Annotated in this window: 11 protein-coding genes; 9 read left to right on the forward strand and 2 right to left on the reverse strand. The window is 40.3% G+C overall.

From position 1 onward, the window contains the following. Nucleotides 1–116: 116 nt before the first annotated feature. Entirely contained in the window at nucleotides 117–2,843 is a 2,727-nt protein-coding gene (gene acnA / locus FXV77_RS04380) for an aconitate hydratase AcnA (RefSeq protein ID WP_187444005.1), read from the reverse strand. A gap of 61 nt (nucleotides 2,844–2,904) precedes the next feature. Beyond that, nucleotides 2,905–6,903, reverse strand: a complete 3,999-nt coding sequence (locus tag FXV77_RS04385; RefSeq protein WP_148917999.1) for a hybrid sensor histidine kinase/response regulator transcription factor — start codon at nucleotides 6,901–6,903, stop codon at nucleotides 2,905–2,907. A gap of 170 nt (nucleotides 6,904–7,073) precedes the next feature. Between FXV77_RS04385 and FXV77_RS04390 the strand changes: the two genes are divergently transcribed. The 9 genes from FXV77_RS04390 to FXV77_RS04430 all read left to right on the forward strand — a co-directional run bounded on the left by FXV77_RS04390 (nucleotide 7,074) and on the right by FXV77_RS04430 (nucleotide 21,826). Further along, nucleotides 7,074–8,765, forward strand: a complete 1,692-nt coding sequence (locus FXV77_RS04390) for an arylsulfatase (protein WP_148918000.1) — start codon at nucleotides 7,074–7,076, stop codon at nucleotides 8,763–8,765. Between the two features lie 29 nt (nucleotides 8,766–8,794). Further along, entirely contained in the window at nucleotides 8,795–10,021 is a 1,227-nt protein-coding gene (locus FXV77_RS04395; RefSeq protein WP_148918001.1) for a hypothetical protein, read from the forward strand. A 43-nt stretch (nucleotides 10,022–10,064) separates the two neighbouring features. Continuing rightward, the gene (locus FXV77_RS04400) at nucleotides 10,065–13,148 is read left to right on the forward strand and encodes a SusC/RagA family TonB-linked outer membrane protein (RefSeq protein WP_246162260.1); all 3,084 of its coding nucleotides are present in this window, start codon (nucleotides 10,065–10,067) and stop codon (nucleotides 13,146–13,148) included. A gap of 18 nt (nucleotides 13,149–13,166) precedes the next feature. After that, nucleotides 13,167–14,654, forward strand: coding sequence for a RagB/SusD family nutrient uptake outer membrane protein (locus FXV77_RS04405; protein WP_148918003.1), 1,488 nt, complete (start codon nucleotides 13,167–13,169; stop codon nucleotides 14,652–14,654). A 24-nt stretch (nucleotides 14,655–14,678) separates the two neighbouring features. Continuing rightward, nucleotides 14,679–15,734 carry a glycoside hydrolase family 2 TIM barrel-domain containing protein gene (locus FXV77_RS04410; protein ID WP_148918004.1) on the forward strand — a complete coding sequence of 352 codons (1,056 nt, stop codon included), beginning with the start codon at nucleotides 14,679–14,681 and terminating at the stop codon, nucleotides 15,732–15,734. After that, complete coding sequence (locus FXV77_RS04415) at nucleotides 15,734–16,942, forward strand: family 43 glycosylhydrolase (RefSeq protein ID WP_246162262.1); 1,209 nt, start codon at nucleotides 15,734–15,736, stop codon at nucleotides 16,940–16,942. Before FXV77_RS04410 ends, FXV77_RS04415 begins: the two co-directional genes overlap by 1 nt. A gap of 9 nt (nucleotides 16,943–16,951) precedes the next feature. Next, nucleotides 16,952–18,115: a hypothetical protein gene (locus tag FXV77_RS04420; protein WP_148918005.1), complete on the forward strand. Its 1,164-nt coding sequence runs from the start codon at nucleotides 16,952–16,954 to the stop codon at nucleotides 18,113–18,115. Between the two features lie 97 nt (nucleotides 18,116–18,212). Next, entirely contained in the window at nucleotides 18,213–19,670 is a 1,458-nt protein-coding gene (locus FXV77_RS04425) for a sulfatase-like hydrolase/transferase (protein ID WP_246162263.1), read from the forward strand. Nucleotides 19,671–19,795: 125 nt separating this feature from the next. Further along, entirely contained in the window at nucleotides 19,796–21,826 is a 2,031-nt protein-coding gene (locus tag FXV77_RS04430) for an arylsulfatase (protein WP_246162266.1), read from the forward strand. Nucleotides 21,827–21,848 lie beyond the last annotated feature (22 nt).

Here is a 21,848-nt window from a genome sequence, read left to right on the forward strand (position 1 = left end):
ATATAGTAAAAAACAACGCAATCGTTGCCGGCAACGATTGCAGGACAGCACAGGACAGTCAAACGTAACACAACCGGTTGCATTGCTTGGAATGGTAAAACCGATAAGCGCTCGTCCTACCGGTTTAAATAACTTCTTAAAACATATTGAAGGATACCTCCGTGTTTAAAGTATTCCACATCAATAGCTGAGTCGAGCCGCGCGGTAGCATCGAATTCAATCGTATCACCAGATGCTTTTATGGCACGTACTTTTACCGTTTTAAACGGCTTCAAATCGCTCGCAATACCGGTGATTGTAATTTCTTCTTCCCCTGTCAAATCCAGCGACTCTGCACTTTCTCCCGCAGGAAATTCTATAGGGAGGACACCCATACCGACTAAATTGCTTCTATGGATTCTTTCAAAGCTCTCCGCAATCACTGCTCGAATCCCCAGCAGGCTCGATCCTTTTGCCGCCCAGTCTCTTGATGATCCGCTTCCATAGTCCTTGCCTGCCAGCACAATCAACGGTGTATTGTCCGCCTTGTACTTCATTGCGGTATCAAATACCGTCAAGGTCTCCTTTTTGGGAAAGTACACCGAGTATCCCCCTTCTCTATTTGTAATTTTGTTTTTGATGCGTACATTGGCAAAAGTTCCTCGCATCATAACTTCGTGGTTCCCTCGACGCGACCCATATGAGTTGAAATCCTTGCGATCTACACCTTGACTTAGCAGGTATCTTCCCGCCGCACTGTCTTCATTAAAAGAACCCGCCGGAGAAATATGATCTGTCGTTACAGAATCCCCCAGATAAAGAAGAATCCTTGCGTTTTCTATCTCCGTCAATGGCGAAGGCTCTACTGATATGTTCTTAAAAAAGGGAACTTCCCGAATATAAGTAGAGTCGTTGTCCCACATAAACTCGCTTCCTTCGGGTGCCTCGAGCTTTTTCCACTCCTCCTCTCCGTCAAAAATGACGTCATATACTTCTTTGAAGTCTCCTTTACGCATCGCCGTTGCAATCGTATCGTTTATTTCATCCTGTGTTGGCCAAATATCCTTTAGATAAACAGGGTTCCCATTTGGATCGTAGGATAAAGGTTCTTCCATAAGATTCACATCGACACGGCCGATAAGGGCATAGGCGACAACCAACATCGGAGACATTAAGAAATTCATCTTCACTTGGGGGTGTACCCGCGCTTCAAAGTTCCTGTTTCCAGACAGAACAGATGCTACCACCATTTCACTACTATCGACGGCTTCCGCAATGTGCGTGGGTAAGGGACCACTATTACCGATGCACGACGTGCAACCATAACCCACGGTATGGAATCGCAATGCCTCTAAATCAGTGGATAAGCCAGATCTATCAAGATATCTTGTGACCACCTTCGATCCGGGCGCTAAACTTGTTTTCACCCATGATCTTGTCCGAAGCCCCTTTTCCACGGCTTTCTTTGCAACTAGACCCGCCCCTATCATCACACTGGGGTTTGATGTATTTGTACAACTGGTTATTGCCGCAATAACGATGCTACCATCACTTAACCGATATTCGCCATTTTTTAATTTGACTTTCACGCTCCGTAAATCGGCGGTTTCTATCGCTAAAGTTTCCTTATGTTCTTCGGTTGCCTCCTTAACAAACTGTGTGCCTGATCCTCCCTCATTCAACCATGCATGTTCTCTCCGATCATCAAACGGCACATAATTTCGTTGGAAGTCTTTGTTCAGAATTGTGCTAAATCTCGAGTTAAGCTCCTTAACAAGAATCTTATCCTGCGGACGTTTAGGTCCCGCAACCGTAGGTTCCAATGTGTTTAAGTCCAGTTCTACAACCTTGGAGTACTCGATCTCCTCGTCTCCCGTACGCCAGAGCATATTTTCCTGACAGTATTCCCGTACTAAATTAATCTGCTCCGGCGATCGGTTTGTACGCTCCATGTAGTCGAGTGTCTGATCATCTATCGGAAAATACGTGACCGTACAACCAAATTCCGGCGACATGTTTGAGATCGTTGCCCGATCGGTAACGGTCAGCTTATTGAGACCATCGCCAAAAACCTCAACAAATTTGCCGACTACTCCTGTATCTCTTAATATTTTAGTTATCGAAAGAACCATGTCGGTAGCGGTACACCCCGGAGGAATCTCTCCTGTAAGCTTAAGACCAATAACTTGTGGACATGTAAAATATACCGGCTGACCTAACATCGCAGCCTCTGCTTCAATTCCTCCAACACCCCAACCGAGAACACCAATTCCATTCACCATGGGCGTGTGCGAATCGGTTCCAACCAACGTATCGGGAAAAGCACAGCCATCTCGTTCCACGACACCTTTTGCCAGATACTCTAGATTGACTTGGTGACAGATTCCCATTCCCGGCGGAACAACGGTTAAGTTTGCCAACCCTTGTTGCGCCCATTTCAGTAACTGGTATCGTTCCGCATTTCGCTCATATTCCAACTTCACATTTTCCTGATAGGAATAATCCGTTCCAAAATAGTCTACCTGCACAGAATGGTCGATGACAAGATCGACTGGGATAGCCGGATTGATTTTAGCTCCATCCCCACCTTTTCTGACAAATTCCGCCCGGATGGAGGTGATATCAACGACTGCTGGTACGCCCGTAAAATCTTGCATCAACACCCTTGCCGGCTTAAAAGGAATATCTTTGTCTGTACCCGAGGCATTCCAGTTAATAAGCGTGTCAAGGTGATCATCCGTAATAGCGAAGCCGTCATGGTTTCGTAAAACGTTTTCTAGCAGTATCCGAATAGAAAATGGAAGCCTATGGATATTCTTGCCATTTTCTTGAAGTTGTTTAAGCGAAGCTATTTTGTGTGTCATGATTTATGGGTTATTTCTCTCTTATGGGATAAAACCCAATTTAACAAATATTGTTTAGATCTTACTCCTTTCTTTTGTAGCGCAATGGCGTCTGCCCATAATACTTTTTAAATACCCTGCCAAAATAATTGGGGTCGCTATACCCACAATGATAAGCAACCTCGCTAATGGGCATATCATTTTCGAGCATAATAATAGCTTTTTTAAGACGGTACTCATTTAAAAGCTCGGTTGCATTTTTATCCAAAACCCGTTTAAGGTTTAAATGTAGGGATGTTCTGCTTGTATTCAATTCATTTGCAATATCTTCAATAGTTAGCGTTGGATTAGCAAATTCCTTTTCGAGGATCTCACTTAGTCTTGACAAAAACGCCTGATCTTTGTTGTTACTCGGGAGTGTGTCGTCTTTAAAAGCGCCTAAACTAATAACATGTTCCCGCAGCTTAACCCTTGATTTAACCATGTTATTGACCAACAATTCCAGTTCTTTCAGATTAAATGGTTTACTTACATACGCATCAGCACCCACATCCAATCCATCAATTTTAATATTTTCTATACTGCTATCTGAAAGCAGAATTATGGGAATATAGTTGAATCTTTCGTCGCTTTTCAACCAATTGCAAAGTTCAATCCCATCCATTTTAGGCATTTTCACGTCACTTATAATAATATCAGGAGGTATTTTATTAATTTTCTTTATCGCGAGCAATCCGTTTGAGGCGTTTACTACTTCGTAATGACGAGAAAAATGCTTCGATAAAAATGTCATTAACTCTCTGTTATCCTCTACGATAAGTAATGTATATTTCGTTTTTGCATCCTTGCTTATTGATGCCCCATCCAATAGCCTTTCTTGTTTAATAAGCACAGTCTTTTCGGGGAGCTCGGAGATCTGTTCGGTTTTTGGAACATGATCCAGGCGTATGAGAACAGGCATCGTTATTTTTACGGAGGTTCCCATATCTTGTACACTTTTAACATGAATTTCTCCGTTAAGATACTTTACAAGGCTGTCAACAAGGGCAAGCCCAATACCGCTGCTTTCCGCATCTGTTTTATTAGCCCCCGATTTATAAAAAGGGTTAAAAATATTTTTAAGTTCTGTTGTTGACATACCTCTTCCGGTATCATTTACACGTATGGTAACTAATTGCTGAACATCGTTTCGCTCACCAAAATCAAGGGCGACGTCAATACTTCCTGTTAATGTATTTTTCATCGCATTAGAAAGAATATTGAACAATATCTTCTCCATTTTATCTTGATCAAAGTAGCATTCCAACAATGGTTTAGTGGAAACGAAAGTTAAATCAATGTTCTTTTTAACAGCTATCGTTTCGAAATGATGGGTGGCTTTTCTAATAAAATCAACCACATCTGATTTTGAAAGATTAATAGACGCATGGTCGGATTCTATTTTTCTAAACTCCATCAACTGCTGGATAAGTTTAAATAGGATAGAAGCATTGTTTTTGACCGTAGATAATTCGGTACTTTTTTTAAAATCTGAACTTGTATTCTCCAGAAATTTATCAATGGACGCCAGGATGAGGGTTAGCGGTGTTTTAAATTCATGCGAAATAAAGGTGAAAAAGTTAAGTCGATGCTGGGTCAGCTCCTTCATTTTTTCCTTTTCAACGCGTTCCAGTTGGATCTCTAATTTTTTATGGTCAAGAAATTTAACAAACTTCGTATACATCCATATTACAGCCACAACCAATAAGAAGTATACAAAATAGGCGAAATGGCTCCGATAGAATGGAGGGGCTACATAAATTTCCATCGTCCTTTCTGCGCTACGGGCACGACCAGCGGCGTTTAAAGCTTTAATGTGAAATACATAGTTTCCCGGCGACAAATTCGTATAGGTAACACTATTTTTGTTTCCTACATGGTTCCATTTATCTTCAAACCCTTCTAGGTAATACGCATAGTCAGTGCTACCCGGATTAGCATAATTTATGGCTGCGTAACTTATCGTAAATACATTCTGATTGTAGGCCAGTTTTATTCTTTTGGTATCGTTTATCTGATTTTTTAGGATGGCGGATTCCTGCGGAACGATACTTTTATTAAACAACTGAAAGTCGGTAAACATGAGTGGTAGTGATGCATGATTATTCTCGACGGTCGACGGATCAAAAAAGCATAAGCCATTTATACTTCCGAAATACAATATGTCGGCGCTACTTTTTAAATAGGATTTAAAATTAAACTGATTGGATGGCAACCCATGTTTACTATCGTAATTTGTGAATTTGTTGGTCTTGGGATCTAGCCTGGAAATTCCACGATTTGTCGTAAGCCAAATAATACCCTCCTTGTCCTCCAATATTCCATATACGTTGTTGTTCGGCAAACCGTCTTCAATTGTATAACTTCTAAATTCATTTTGTTCCGGATTATAAAGACATACACCTCCATCTAGCGTGCCGAACCATAACTGTTGTTTACGGTCTTGGTAAACACTGATAATTTGGTTGCTCCGTATTGCCGGCTCATTAGATGTCGTTGTATAACGAATGAGATCATCAGTGGAAGGACGATACCTATAAATGCCACTTTGCCTCGTACAAAACCATAAGTCGTTATTTTTATCTTCGATGATATCATAAATGAATATGTTCTGCATGATCTCGGGCTTAAATAAGCTAAACTTCTTTGTTTGGTAATCAAACAGATTCAGCCCGTTTTGTGTGGCTATCCACAATTTTCCGCGACTATCACGATAAATAGCATACACTTGGTCATTGGATAAGGAATTGGGATCTCCTTGTTTTTTTAGATATACAGTGGTGGTATTTTTCTGTATATCAAACTGGTGTAAGCCTCCCAGAAATGTTCCCACCCAAATATTCCCATATCCATCGTCATGAATAGCGTGTACATTGTTGGTCGTTAAATAAAAAGGAGAGCTCTGTTTATTTATGGTTTGATACGTTTCATCTGCAGGGTCATAAATTGTTATTCCACCATCTTCCGTACCAATCCATATTTTCCGTTCACTGTCTTCCATCATTTGACTTACGGCTTTTCCGGTGAGTCCCTGTTCTCTGTCGTTAGCCCGAATACTTCTAAATCCATAGGTATTTGATGGCATATAATTTACCCCACCAAAATAGGTTCCTAGCCAAACGGAACCATCTTTTGCGAAATAGGTCGAATAAATCGCGTTATCACTTAGCTTTTTAGGATCGTTATGGAAGGATTGCTGATAATTTTCTGCATGCCCGGTTTTTAGATTGTAAATATATAATCCCTCTTCTGTACCTATATAAAGCATATCTTTTTTATTTCCCGATACGGATCGCACTGTATTGTTCTCCGGTGTTTCCGAATAGGAAAACTTTAATTTGGAAAATTCTTGATTTTTAATGTCATAGGTAAATAATCCCCGATTGGTGGCCAACCAAATATGTTCATTTTTATCTTTATAGATATTGAAAATATAGCTATCCTGTGCCAACTCTGCTAAAGAAGTGCGTGTAAACGTTTTTTGAACAGTACCGTTTCTATCGATAATTGTTAAGGAGTTACCAATAGCCAATAAAAATCGGTTTTCAGCGATAGCACACATCGCTTTCGCCATATGATGACCACTTAAAAGTTCGGATTTATTATTTCGGAGTTTATATAGTCCCCGTGCTGTACCAACATATATATCTTCCTTTTCCCCGAACACAAATAATATATTTAATGGAGATGGAATAAGCTCACTTTTTTGGAGTTGATCTGTATGCGAGTCATAGATATAAAGACCATCATCTGTTCCCACATATAGGAAAGATTTATAGCTGTATAATGAACTTATCCTATTGGCCGACCCACCAATCTTCGAGCTTTCTATGTAATAATTCTTTATTTGATAACTATCATACCGGTTAAGACCTTCCCGGGTACCAAACCAAATAAACCCATTTTCATCCTGCGTAATGGCATAGACGGTATTATGAGACAATCCGTGATTAGCGGTAATTTTTCTAAAATGGATATCCTGACCAAATACATGGGTAGCAATACAAAGCAGCAAAAAAACAATAAGGCTAGCGTACTTCATCGTTTTATCAATTAGTTTAGGCTAATTTCTAAATTAAAATCCGTAATCCTACATATCGTATATGTGAACAGCATATTTATAAACAACAATCCTCAATATTTTAACCTGTGTGCTATTCGCAAAAATATTTTTGTGCTAACATTGCTTCTGTAAACTATTATAAATCACACATGAAAACAATAACTCTTAAGGTATCAAGTATACTGCTTTTCGTATGCTCCATAATAGGATCTACTTTTGCTCAACCTAAGGCTTCACCAAAAAGGCCTAATATTATTGTCATCTTAGCGGACGATTTAGGCTATTCTGATTTAGGTTGTTACGGTGGGGAAATTAACACTCCCAACCTAGACTGGCTGGCTAGCCGAGGTGTTCGGTCCACAAGCTTCTACAATGCGAGCAGATGTTGCCCAACAAGGGCTTCTTTGCTTACCGGTCTATACCCGCACACTGCCGGAATAGGGAACATGACAACAGATCAAAAGGCTCCTGGATATCGAGGACAACTCACATCCAATACGGTCACTATCGCACAAGTTTTAAAGGATGCAGGATATCAAACCGGCATGGTGGGAAAATGGCATGTATCGGAAACGAAACCTTTTCCAGACAACGAACAACAATTACAATGGTTAGATCATCAAATTCAAGATAAAGCCTTTGCGGATACCTTGTCTTACCCCACGCACAGAGGTTTTCAGAAATATTACGGAAATATATGGGGTGTAGTTGATTTTTTTGACCCTTTTGCCTTAGTCAACGGCACTACCCAGGTAAAAAATGTTCCAGCGGACTTTTATTATACGAATGCCCTCGGCGATTCCGCCGTAGCCTATATCGATTATTTCACAAAAAATGAAGATCCTTTTTTCATATATGTAGCCTTCACCGCTCCGCATTGGCCACTCCAGGCATTGGAAAAAGATATTCAAAAGTATGAAGACACCTATAAAAAAGGGTGGGAGCATATTAGAATGCAGCGGTATCAAAAAATGATTAAACTGGGAATGATCAACCCCAAACAGGTACCGTTATCTGATTTTATGCATGATGGAAAAACCTGGGAAAACAATCCAGACTCCATTTGGGATGCCCGAGCCATGGCTGTACATGCTGCCATGGTGGACTGCTTGGATCAAAACATCGGAAAGCTTATCGACCAATTAAAAAAATCTGGTGAGCTGGAAAATACCTTCATTATGTTTCTTTCAGACAACGGAGCCAGCCCTGAACGGCCGGAAGAATTTGGTCCCGGATACGATCGGTCAGGGACAACCAGAAATGGAGAAAAAGTGAGCTTCTCTGTAAATAAAGATGTATTGCCTGGGCCGCAAACAACACATATGGGTATTGGCCAACAATGGGCAAATGCTATCAATACACCTTTCCGGTATTGGAAAGCGAAGGAGTACGAGGGCGGAATAAATACACCATTTATTGCCTATTGGCCACAAGGAATCAACAGCACAAATAAATTTAACCGAGTTCCAGCCCATATTATCGATCTGATGGCAACCTGTATCGAGGTTTCTGGTGCATCCTATCCCCATACTTTCGAGGGTAATACAATTACGCCTTCACCCGGAAAGAGTTTAATGCCCGTTTTAAACAGAAAGATAACAAAACAGCTTCATGATGAACTTTTTTGGGAACATAATGGTGCTGCAGCTCTTCGACAGGGTAACTGGAAAATTGTGAGGCTAGGGGGGAAGGCTGATTGGGAATTATACAACTTGGCTGTAGACCGCACAGAGACAAATAATCTGGCTAAGAAATTCCCCGCCCGGGTAAGTCAAATGAAAGAAAAGTGGCATCAATTAGCAAACCAGTATCAGGTGTTTCCAAAGCCTGCTGCACAATAATAAAAATCCCAAATTATAAACTTTAAAAAATGATAACATTAAATTTCAGATGGAAGCTTTTATGTATTGCTTTCTTGGCTATTTCTTGTAAAGAAGAGCATGCCACAATGACCGTGAAAGATCCCGAACTGGATCAACCCGTAGAAATAGACTACACCTATAAAATGGGTATAAATTTAAATGAACAGGTAGATGTCACCGATTATCAGGATTTAGCGGATACCGAGACAGAATGGGTAAGGTGTTTTATTGAGGTGCTGGATATCTATAAAGCTGGAACATTGGATACAGACCCTAAAATTGTAGCCTTTAATGAATTGAAATCAAAAGGGTATAAAACCGTATTAAGTCTAAAGTTCAATTTCAAAAAACATGGATTCCCGGCAGTGAATAGCGCCGATTGGACCAATTATCTGAACTTTATACAACCTCTTTTGGCTAAAGTAATGCCTTATACCGATGTGCTGATTGTTGGAAATGAGCCATTTATTGAAGCAGAAAGAGCAGATTGGAATGAACCGTTGAATACTTTTTATAAAGCCGCTTGTGAGCGAACCAATAATTATTTCAAGTTGAATAATATACAAAAGCCGATCTTTCTGGGCGCTATGGTTGAGTTGTTTGGCACGGCCAATCAAAATGACGCGGGCCATAATGCTATGCTGGCTTTTATCAAATCTACGGACTACCTACAGGGTGTAGACATTCACATCCACCATTCTGCAACAGAGGAGATCACGACTGCCCTTAATTTCGTTAAGGGAAAAATACGGGAAGATCAAAAAATCTTGGTGACCGAGTTTTCCCTCATGCGCCATTGGCGAAATAATAACAATGGTGATATCTCTGCGGCGTTTTTGGCAAAAGCAAATGAAAGTACTACGGATAAAATTTTTCCACCACCAACAGGTGTGACGAAGAATTTTCAATACATCGACTATGCATTAAAAAATCCACGACCTGCCGAAGAATGGTATGCTTTCTGGGAAAACACCCCTTATTTATTTAACCGGAGGAATTATTTGTGTGCCGCGTACAATCTTTTTAAGTCTGACGGAAACGTATTTCTGACGTTCTATGCGTTGCGACAATCGTACCCTTTAAACACAGATTTTACGGTAAATACAGATCCTTGGGTGTTAAACGGTTTGTTCATGAACCGTTCGGTAGAGCTATTAAACGGGAGAAGCCAAAAATCCTACAGCTATTTTGATCAGTTTGTTCGCATGGCGAATGAAGAAAATCCCTGTAATTAATTACCAGACCAATATACACTAAAATTAAACTAAAATGGACCACATGATGATCCCATCGCTGCGCAATAGGCTAAAGTATCTTATTGCATTGTTAATGATTGCCTTTTCGGGAGCTTTACATGCACAGCAAAGTCATGTAAAAGGCAACGTTTCGAGTACCAATGGAACCTCACTTGAAGGTGTTAGCGTTTCCGTAAAAAACACAACCCATACGGCCGCGACAGATGGAAACGGGAACTATACGCTAAATTTATCCACCTCAGGTGCGGTATTGATTTTTAAATATATCGGTTATGCCACACAAGAAATTCCGCTGAACGGTCGAACCACCTTAGATGTTACATTAGAACCGGAAGATAAAACCTTGAGTGAAGTTGTTGTTATTGGATATGGTTCATTACGAAAAAGTGACCTAACCGGCTCGGTTGCTTCCATAAAAGCAGAAGATCTTACCAAAGGATCAAATATCAATATGCAACAGGCATTGCAGGGAAGGGTTCCCGGCGTGCAGATATATCAAAAAAGTGGAGAACCGGGTGCGGCGATGAGTGTGCAAATCAGGGGAATAACGTCTATCACCGGGAATAACGCACCTCTATATGTGATTGATGGTATGCCGATTAACGATGCTGCTGCAATCGGGGCTCCCGGTGTTGGAGGGGCGACAAACAACCCGAACAATAGATCACCGTTAAATACATTAAATCCGGCAGACATTGCTTCTATAGAGATTTTGAAAGATGCTTCTGCAACGGCAATTTATGGTTCCCGCGGCGCCAATGGTGTTGTGTTGATTACGACGAAAAAGGGACGGGAAGGTGCAACAACGGTTAATTATAACGCAACTTTTGGTCAACAGCAGGTTGCTAATACACAGCGTTATATGAACGGCGACGAATATACTTCTGCACTAAATGGTATTATAGCAGACGGTAATTTAAATACCAGTAGCTATATACCTGTTACAGGCACAAATTACAATACAGACTGGCAAAAGTTATTGTTGAAAAATGCTCCGATTCAGTCGCATGATATTTCTTTTAGTGGGGGGAGCAGTAATACAAAGTACTATATATCCGCTGGTTATTTCGACCAGGACGGTGTAATGTTAAACTCAGGAACAACTAGATATAATGCTTCCGTAAACTTAGAAACCGGCCTACCTTCTAAATATAACATAGGAATAAGCCTCTCTACATCCTATATTAGTGACAACTACAATGCAAATGGAACCGGAATCAATGACAATGCCAGTGCATTATATATGGCACAGAATTATGATCCAACATCTCCCGCTTTAGACACTGATTTGTCGTATTTCCGTTCTCCCCTAATGGCGCCAATGGACAACCCATTGGCTGTAATCCATGGACAATATTCTGTCGGGGATACGTACCGCACCTTTGGAAACATGTTTGCCGAATATTTCTTTATCCCATCTTTATCGGCTAAAGCGCGGGTAGGAGTGGATTTAAACAATTCAAAACGATCTTTCTGGATCGACCCTTCTACGTTGACCGGTGCATCTTATGGCGGTTACGCTGATGTAAGGGACGGGAAAAGAGGATATTACCTGTTAGAAGGAACATTAAATTACAATAAAGTTTTTGGTGTACATAGCATTAATGCCGTCGCTGGTTCTACCTATGAACGCTATACATCCAGTACACTTATCGCAAATGCCCGAAATTTTGCGTTACCAGATCTAACCTATTATGCCTTGGCATCTGGGGAAGCTACCTTAAACGGTGTAGGAAATGGCGCACAGGAAAACATCCTACTTTCATATTTGGGAAGAGTTAACTATGCATTAATGGACAAATACTTGGTTACAGCTTCTATAAGAGCAGATGGTTCGGCCAGATTTGGGCCAGATAACCGATTTGGATATTTCCCTTCCTTGGCGCTAGCATGGAAAATGAAGCAGGAAAATTTCCTTGCGGATGTTTCCGCAGTAGACGAGCTTAAGATCAGAGCAAGCTATGGTGCCATCGGGAATCAACCCAATGTAAATTATTTATATTTCTCGACCTATTCTGGCGGTAGAGATGCAATTTTCAACGGACAACGGGTAAGTACCTTGGCCCCGTCACGAAGCCCAAATCCGGCATTGCAATGGGAGTCTGCTCAACAAGTGGATATTGGTTTAGATTTTGGATTATGGAAATCCAGAATTACGGGTAGCGTAGATTATTACAATAGAAGAACATATAACCTTCTTTACAGTGTTCCTCAACCGTTAAGCACTGGCTTCGCGGCTCGAACTGAAAACGTAGGAAGCATGCGAAACACCGGGATTGAGGCAGCTGTAAACGGTATACTATTGGATAAAAGCGATTTGAAATGGGATGCCGGTTTTAATATCACAACACTGAAAAATAAAGTGCTAAGTTTGGGTAGTGTAGAGCAGTTTATCGGCGAGGGACCGGGAAATATCGGACAATACAGCATACTAAAACCCGGAGAATCTATCGGCTCTTTTTACGGCTATATTGTCGAAGGTGTATGGCAAACCGACGACGATTTTTCTACGGCACAACCGGGGGTTAGACCGGGGGATCTAAAATACAAAGATATCGATGGAGATAATCTCATTAATACCAACGACAGGATGGTACTGGGTAGCTCACTACCTGACTTCTATTATGGATTCAATACCTCTGTAAGTTACAAAGGCTTGTCGCTTGCTATATTTCTGGAAGGCTCACATGGTGCAAAAATGTTAAATAGTAGCCTGGTAGACTCCTATTATCCGGTTGATTTCAGAAGAAACAAATTAGCAGATTTATATTTAAGCCGCTGGACACCATCAAACCCAACGAATGAATACCCATCCTTTATCCCAGGTGATCCACAAGGGAATAAAAATGTAACGAACAAGACCGTGGAAGACGCGTCCTATTTACGAATACAATCTGTTAGGCTAGCCTATAAATTACCCTTACCAAAAAATAAATTTATCAACAATGTAACCGTATTTGTTAACGGTCAGAACCTTCATACGTTCACGAAATATTCGGGTGTCGACCCTGCCGTAAACGCTATAGGAGATAATGTGCTACGAGTAGATTATAATTCGTATCCGCTAACCAGAATTTTTACTGGAGGAATAAATGTTCAATTCTAAGATTCAAAAATTAAAGAGATGAAAAAGATATATCGATATATAAGCGTTGTAGCAATAGCCCTATCACTAGGTTTTAGCTCCTGCGAAAGATTGCTTGATGTAACACCAAACTCAGAGTTTGCTCCGGGTAATGTCCTAACGTCGGAAAAAGGGATAACAACGTTACTTTTTTCTGCTTATGCACACCAACAAACGCAGCAGAACTCCCGGTTTGTGATTAACAACTCCGAGGTGTGCACAGATATGGCACTGAATTCAGGTGGTGCAGAAAATGGTCAATTGATACATATTATGAATTTTACCTGGGATACCGGTGTTTTAAGCTTTCAGGGTGACGTTTGGGCGCCGAACTATCGGTGTATAAGAGATGCCAACGATGTTGTTGCCAATGTTGATCAGCTTAATGCAAATGAAGAAACAAAGAAAAAAATAAAAGCAGAGGCTCGCGTATTACGGGCACAGGCTTATGCCATTTTATACAATTGGTTTGGTCCTGTTCCGTTAAGAACCTCAACTTCACAGCCAGGAGATTTAGCCCGAGCCACCGATGACGAAATGAAGATATTCGTTGAAACTGAAATTATGGAGTCCATCCCAGATCTACCCAATCCGGGGCGGGAGGAGACGTTTGGACGCCTTAACAAGGGAAATGCAACAGGTATTTTAGCAAAGTTTTTATTAAACACAAAGCAATGGCAAAAAGCCGCCGACGCTTGTAAAGCTGTCATGGACTTAAATTACTACACCACTACACAGCATGAATTTAAGGACCTTTTTAAAGTAGAAAACAAAGGCATTGACAACCGGGAGATGCTGCTCGTATTGCCTTGTCGAAATGAAGTCGACTTTGGTAATTGGTTTATGGCCGGGGCCTTGCCTGCCGGCTTTAAAAGTACACCACAAGTTCCTGACTTCGTTTACCAATCTACCATGGCAAACTTTGCGACGCAATACCGTTTAAGAACGGACTTTGTAAACAGCCTTGCAGCAAACGATAAAAGACGTTCGTTAATCTGCACCAGCTACATTAATAATAGCAATGCAACAGTAAATCTTTTGAACGGCGATAATGCGCGAAGTTTTAAATATTGGGATAATAATACGGTGGGAAATAATAGTGGAAACGATGTTCCAATTATCCGATATGCTGATATCCTGTTATCCCGAGCGGAAGCATTAAATGAATTAGCTGCTGGCACACCTCCTGTAGAATGTTTTTCTTTAATTAATCAAGTGCGAACAAGGGCAGGCCTTCCCAACTTAAGCTTAACGGATACGCCTACAAAAGAAAGTTTCCGAGAAGCGATTTTTAGAGAAAGAGGCTGGGAATTTATTTCGGAAGGAAAACGTCGGGAGGACTTGATCCGTCAAGGAACATTTGTCTCGTCGGCGATCGCACGGGGTGTTTCATCCGATCTGGCCACAACCGATAAACTCCTGTTTCCTATTCCACAATCCGAAATCGAGGCAAATAAACTTTGTACTCAAAATCCCGGATATAACTAAGAAAGAACACAAACAATTTAGAAGATGAACAAGATTTTAACAGGATTTTTACTGCTTTTATCCATCACTTTAAACGCTCAGAACGGCGTATGGACAGTGGAAAAAGCAAACGAATGGTATAAAAAGCAACCGTGGATTAGCGGTTGCAATTTTCAACCAAGTACAGCCATAAATCAATTGGAGATGTTCCAAAAAGACACATACGATTCAACAACAATTGATAGGGAGCTAGGTTGGGCAAAAGATATAGGTTTCAACGTGATGCGAGTATATCTACACCACATTTTATGGACATCTGATAAAGAGGGTTTTAAAGAAAGACTTGATGACTATTTAAATATATCTAGTAAACACGGTATAAAAACCATTTTAGTGTTTTTTGATGATTGCTGGAACGACGTATACACTGCTGGAAAACAACCGGCTCCAAAACCGGGGATCCATAATAGCGGATGGGTCAGAGACCCCGGAACGATGATTTATACGAACCCGGATACTTTGAAGGTATTGGAAGCCTATGTAAAAGATATCATGAATACCTTCAAAAATGACGAACGCATTTTAATGTGGGATTTATATAATGAACCTGGAAATCAAAAAAGTGTCGAGAAGAGCTTTCCCCTACTGAAAGCCGCTTTTGCCTGGGCCAGAACGGTAAAAACTATTCAACCTATCACAGCCGGCGTATGGAACAATAATGACCGCTTTAAGGCGTTAAATGAATTTCAATTAAAAAATTCAGACATTATTACCTACCATAACTATTCCTATATAGATAATCATGCACGGGAAATTATAGAACTGAAAAAATATAATCGTCCGCTTATCTGTACGGAATATATGGCAAGAAGAAACGGAAGTCTTTTTGGAAATATTATGCCGCTTCTTAAAAAAGAAAATGTAGGAGCTATCAACTGGGGCTTCGTGGCAGGTAAAACCAATACCATTTTCGCCTGGGACACACCTATTCCATCGGGAAAAGAACCAGAATTATGGTTTCACGATATCTTAAGAAAAGATGGTACACCTTTCAGCGAAACAGAAATTCAGACAATTAAACAAGTAACAGGAAAAAACTAATGTTTATTATATCAAGCACGATACAACTTATGTTCATTAATAGTCTTCACAAACTCAAAATATTTACCGGTTTCCTATTGCTTGTACTTTCCGTAACAGCATGCGGGTCACAAAAAAATAATGATTCGGATGCTGAAACAGTCTTCAGTGATCCTTCAGCGCCTATTGGGAATAAAACATTAACTGTTCCAGAGGTGGTTAGTCCCATTTTGGATGTGTGGATGCGAGATGCGTTCATCATGTATGGTCCTGATGGAAACTATTATCTAACAGGTACAACAGCGTCGCCAGATCGTGTGTTCCCCGAGGGGAAGGTACATTGTTGGGATTATAACGACGGGCTATATATGTGGAAATCAAAGGATATGAAAAATTGGGAATCTATGGGTCTTATCTGGAGTTTTGATGCAGATGCTGCAGATTGGCAAAAAAAAGGAAAACCATTAAAAGCAGGTGCTGTTTCACCCAACAACGATCCACTCGACTCTTTGTATAGAGCGGTCTGGGCTCCGGAACTGCATTACATAGCCAGCCAGAAAAAGTGGATGATCATTGCTTGCTTAAATGGAGGAGGAGGCTCTTTCATTCTGGAAAGTATCTCTGGATTGCCACAAGGACCCTATGTAAATATTGAAGGAAATGCGGCCAAACCTATTTACGAAAATATTGACGCCAGCTTATTTGAAGATGATAACGGTGAGGTATATGTCGTTGCGCACAACCACTATATTGCGAAAATGAAACCCGATTTAAGTGATATTGCCGAACCCTACCGTAAATTTATCGAAATGCCCTATGACCCCGAACCGTATATCGAGGGAGTGTATATGACTAAACATGACGGCAAATATCAGTTATTACAAACTGTCTGGTCGGTATTGAAGCCTGATGGCGATTATACCTACGTCAGAGACGATCGAAAAGATTTAAAATCATTGCATAGTTATGATGTGGTCGTAGCTGAATCGGATAATATATATGGTCCCTACGGACCCCGCTACCCGGCGATTATCGAGGGAGGCCATAATAATATCTTTACCGATGGTAATGGCGATCTGTGGTCTTCCACATTCTTTAATCCACGGGGAACAATGGGCACCCGCTATCCTGTTACTTGTCGGCCTGCCGTCGTTCCGGTTAAATGGGAAAACGGGAAACTAATGCCCGATTCCGAAAGAGCAAATAAATTTTATTCTTCTTATAACTAAATTCAAGATATGATGAATTCCTTAAAATATATTTTCGCTGCATTATTGGCCTGTGGCTTTAGTTTTATCCCTGCGTTTTCTCAACAATTAGGGTTGAATTTTAATCATAATCCGGAAAACATCGATTTTAAATATGTAAAAAAAATTAATGTGGAATGGATTCGTGCTACACCCCGTATTCTCGACTATGTTGATGGAATGTTAGTCGCTGAAACCGACACGTCCTTACAAAAAATAGTGGAAGCAGGGAAGATAGGCTATCGTATTGCTTTTGGTTTTAGATGGGACTTTAAGCGGCGAAATCTAACTTTGCCGGAACCAGGATCTGCGAGCGAAGCAGCCTATTTCAAAACGGTAGATAAGATAATGGATAGAGTGGGAGCTTACGTCGACATCTTTAAGCTTGCAAACGAACCTAATCTGGAGACAATTGACAGCGACCTAGAATATAATGATAAGGGAAAAGTCCCACTAATTGTATTTACGGAGCGTTTAATGAATCATATTATAGCATACTATAAAAATCATCCCACATGGACGTTACCGGAGATTTATGCCGGATCCTTGCCTGCGCTTTTTGAAAAAAAACAACAACAGACACCCGGTGTATACGAGCTAATTAAATTTGCACAAAGCCGGGCAGAGGTAAAGGGTCTAGCTGTACACCTGCATATTGCAGATACATTACAGATACCGCAGGCCTTAGATTTCGTGAGAACTTTGATGCCGGACAAGCCGATTATCGTTCCGGAATTTTCGTTGTTTAGATTATATAATAAACATTTTGGTGATAGCATCGCAGGCAATGCGAAAGGCCTAGCTTTTGTTCAGAAATACCAACTTCCTACTCACATCAAAATTCATGAATGGCTAACGTTGGTCAATACAGGCAAAATACCTTATCAGCAATGGGAAGAGATGTTCCTTTCTCAGGATTGGTATGTTCCAAATTACCTTCATACTTATTATCGTTATTTCAAGGCATACAACGTCGTATTGGCGACTTATCCGTTATTTCAGCAGGGATATACAAAAGACGTTAAAGCCTCTTCGGATTCCTGGTTTTTAAATCCATTATTTCTTCAAAAATCATATAATCTCGATCCTTTTGGTGAATATTACACCAATCCATTATCGCATCCGGATTTTACGAAACTTTTGGAAAAACAATAGAGCAGATAAGATAATGACGTCCAGCATTAAATTGATGAAATTGAAAAAATTAACACTTCTGAGTGCCGCTATTACCTTTGTTTTATTAGTCACATGTATGCCTAAACAAATGCAGCCCCGTCAAAAACCTAATATCTTGATTATTTATGTGGACGATTTAGGTTATGGAGATTTAAGCTGTTACGGCGCAAAAGCTGTGAAAACACCGCACATTGATGAACTGGCGAATAATGGGCTACTTTTTACGGATGCGCATTCATCTGCATCAACCTGTACACCTTCCAGATACTCCTTGCTAACCGGTAGTTACGCCTTTAGAAACAACGCCGCTATATTACCCGGAGATGCGCCTTTAATTATAGATCCCGAACGTGTAACTATTGCCGATATGTTAAAAAAAGCCGGCTATATAACCGGCGTAATTGGCAAATGGCATTTAGGTCTAGGGAACGGAGAGCCTGATTGGAACATAGAAATCAAACCGGGGCCGAAAGAGATTGGCTTTGATTATAGCTTTCTTATTCCTGCCACGGCAGACAGGGTACCTACCGTATTTGTAGAAAACCAACGTGTCGTAAACTTAGAAAAAGAAAATCCTATAGAAGTTAGTTATGACCACAAAATCGGTACACTCCCAACGGGTTTGGAACATCCTGAACAGCTAAAAATGAAAGCTGATACACAGCACAGCGGTACGATAATTAACGGAATTAGTAGAATAGGATTTATGAGTGGGGGTAGTAGCGCCCATTGGAAAGACGAAGAATTTGCCACGGTTTTGTCCCAAAAAGCTAAGGCGTTTATTACAAAACATAAAGATAAGCCATTTTTTATGTATTACTCGTTACCTAGCATTCATGTTCCAAGATCTCCAAATGCAAAGTTTGTAGGAGCCACGGAAATGGGACCTAGAGGTGATGATATCGTACAAATGGATTGGATGGTAGGTGAGATAATGAAAAATCTTCGTGATTTAGGCATCGATAAAAATACATTGGTCATATTTAGTAGTGATAACGGTCCTGTACTTGATGATGGTTACGCCGATAATGCGGTGGAATTAATAGGAGAGCATCAACCTTCAGGTATATATAGAGGGGGCAAGTATAGCGCCTACGAAGGAGGTACGCGTATGCCCACCATTACTTATTGGCCAGATGTAATCAAACCTGGACGAAGTGATGCGTTATTTAACCAAGTAGATTTATTTGCTTCCTTAGCGACATTAACGGGTCAGCAAGTGGACAATAAAAATGCTCCCGACAGTAAGGACATGTCTCAAGTATTACTTGGGAATTCTAGTGATGGAAGAAAAAGTATGCTTCAGGAATCTTTTACGATGTCTATAAGATCTGGAGCGTGGAAATATATAGAGCCTTTATCAAAAGAAGTACCTGACTGGCTAGCAAATAAAACCATCGAAACAGGTTTAAGTAGCGCTCCCCAACTTTACAATCTTAAAGAAGATCCGGAAGAAATGAATGATCTTTCTGCGAAGTACCCTGAAAAGGTTAAAGAGCTGGCAAAGGAGTTAAATAGAATAAAAGGCATGTAAACACCGTTATATAATAATAAAAAAACAAGCTCTGAAAAGAATTATTAATACCACGTAATATGTTAAATATGAATTTGCTTCAGAAAAGTTTATTTTTATTGTTAATGATAGGGTCGCTTTGTAATATGTCATTAAAGGCACAGCAAGGAAAGGAGGATAAACGACCAAACATTGTATTGATTATGGCCGATGATTTAGGATATTCTGATCTTGGTTGTTATGGTGGAGAAATAGAAACACCAAATCTAGACAGGCTTGCCCAAGAAGGTCTCCGATATAAGCAATTTTACAATGCGGCGAGATGTTGCCCTACAAGGGCGTCTTTGTTAACAGGGCTTTACCCCCATCAAGCAGGAATGGGGTGGATGGCTGCTGCGGATTTAGGTACCCCCGCGTACCAAGGAAATCTCAGCGACAATTCGGTAACCATTGCCGAAGTATTGAAAGCTGCTGGCTACGGTACTTACATGACAGGTAAATGGCATGTGACAAATGAACGCAAAATAGACGGGATGGTAATTGATAACTGGCCAAAGCAAAGAGGATTTGACCATTATTTTGGAATTATCCCGGGAGGCGCTAATTATTTCACACCCGTAATTTATACCGACAATCACCAATATAAAGCCCCTGATAATTTTTTCCTGACAGATGCTATTAGTGATTCAACAGTGAAATATATTCATCAGCATTTCAATAAAAATGCGGATAGCCCCATGTTTATGTATGTTGCTTATACCGCTCCCCATTGGCCGTTGCATGCTTTGCAAAACGACATAGATAAATACAAAGAGTTTTATAAAGTAGGATGGGATGTCGTTCGCAAAAACCGTTTCGAAAAACAACAGCAGATAGGCTTATTTTCCAGTTATACGACCCTCTCTCCGAGAGATACGGTGATAAAAGACTGGAAAAGTTTATCAAATGAAAAGAAAAACGAAATGGCTATGCGCATGGCTATTTATGCGGCACAAATTGATAATATGGATCAAGGAGTTGGACGCATTCTAGAGGCGTTAAAAGCAGAAAACCAATTAGACAACACGTTAATATTTTTCTTAAGTGATAATGGCGCCTGTGCCGAATTCATAAGTAGCGGAAAGCGAAAAGAGGTGGATGGGAAAGAGGATACGTTTGAAAGTTATCGTGTAAATTGGGCAAATGTCAGTAGTACACCTTTCAGAGAATATAAACATTATACAAATGAAGGAGGCATCGCTACTCCATTAATAATTCATTGGCCAAAAGGTATTGATGAAAATCTTTATAATTCTTTTGTAACAAATTATGGTCACATCAGTGATATTATGGCAACTTGTGTGGACGTTTCGCAAACAAGCTATCCTGTCACATATAAAGGAAAAAATATTCATTCTCTAGTCGGGAAAAGTTTAAAACCTCATTTTAATGGAAATAACAACAATCGGGGAAAGATATTTTGGGAACATGAAGCCAACATTGCCGTACGCGACGGAAAATGGAAATTAGTGACGAAAACGCGACAAGACGCTCAATTGGATGAAAAAAACCTGTCTCTGTATGATATGGATACGGACCCTACAGAAATGAACAATTTATCTGCCAGATATCCGGATAAAGTAAAAGAAATGTACCATGAATGGATAAATTGGGGAAATGAGATTGGAGTTTTTCCATTAGATACACGAAATTACAATGTTAGGGCACAGCTTTATAGAAGAAAGATAAATGGCAATTTTGATGATAATTTAGGTGGATGGGAGATTAGAAAAACAGAGGGCGTACAGGCTACAGTTTGTATAGATACTACATACAAACTCACAGGCAAGAAGTCGGCATTTATTCAGATGGAAGAGTCCGTCGATAAATCTTCTGCATTTACTATGTTCTGGAGTTTCCAGGCGAAAAAAGGCGAACAGTTTGATATAAAGATTAATTCTGTAGCTAGCCGTGAAACCGTTGTTTTTATTCGATTAGAAAATTCTGATCCCAAAAAAGAGCTTAAAAAAATGATGGATAGTGAACTAGTCGCTTCCACTAGATCCGGAAAAAATTCTTTTCGTTCTATAAAATTACCTCGGGATGGTAGCTACCGCTTGTCTATAGATATGGGGATGCTTCAAGGGGGAGACAAACTCTGGATTGATGATGTAGAAATTCTAGCTGTAAAAAAATAATCTAATGCATCGTTTATTATAT

Origin of the sequence: Sphingobacterium phlebotomi (assembly GCF_008180195.1) — a bacterium.
GTDB lineage: Bacteria > Bacteroidota > Bacteroidia > Sphingobacteriales > Sphingobacteriaceae > Sphingobacterium > Sphingobacterium phlebotomi.

Coding starts and splice junctions, on each gene's coding strand:
- acnA (WP_187444005.1), bottom strand. CDS start 2,843: ATGACACACAAAATAGCTTCGCTTAAACAACTTCAAGAAAATGGCAAG.
- FXV77_RS04395 (WP_148918001.1), top strand. CDS start 8,795: ATGATAACATTAAATTTCAGATGGAAGCTTTTATGTATTGCTTTCTTG.
- FXV77_RS04420 (WP_148918005.1), top strand. CDS start 16,952: ATGATGAATTCCTTAAAATATATTTTCGCTGCATTATTGGCCTGTGGC.
- FXV77_RS04400 (WP_246162260.1), top strand. CDS start 10,065: ATGATGATCCCATCGCTGCGCAATAGGCTAAAGTATCTTATTGCATTG.
- FXV77_RS04390 (WP_148918000.1), top strand. CDS start 7,074: ATGAAAACAATAACTCTTAAGGTATCAAGTATACTGCTTTTCGTATGC.
- FXV77_RS04425 (WP_246162263.1), top strand. CDS start 18,213: ATGCCTAAACAAATGCAGCCCCGTCAAAAACCTAATATCTTGATTATT.
- FXV77_RS04405 (WP_148918003.1), top strand. CDS start 13,167: ATGAAAAAGATATATCGATATATAAGCGTTGTAGCAATAGCCCTATCA.
- FXV77_RS04415 (WP_246162262.1), top strand. CDS start 15,734: ATGTTTATTATATCAAGCACGATACAACTTATGTTCATTAATAGTCTT.
- FXV77_RS04430 (WP_246162266.1), top strand. CDS start 19,796: ATGTCATTAAAGGCACAGCAAGGAAAGGAGGATAAACGACCAAACATT.
- FXV77_RS04385 (WP_148917999.1), bottom strand. CDS start 6,903: ATGAAGTACGCTAGCCTTATTGTTTTTTTGCTGCTTTGTATTGCTACC.
- FXV77_RS04410 (WP_148918004.1), top strand. CDS start 14,679: ATGAACAAGATTTTAACAGGATTTTTACTGCTTTTATCCATCACTTTA.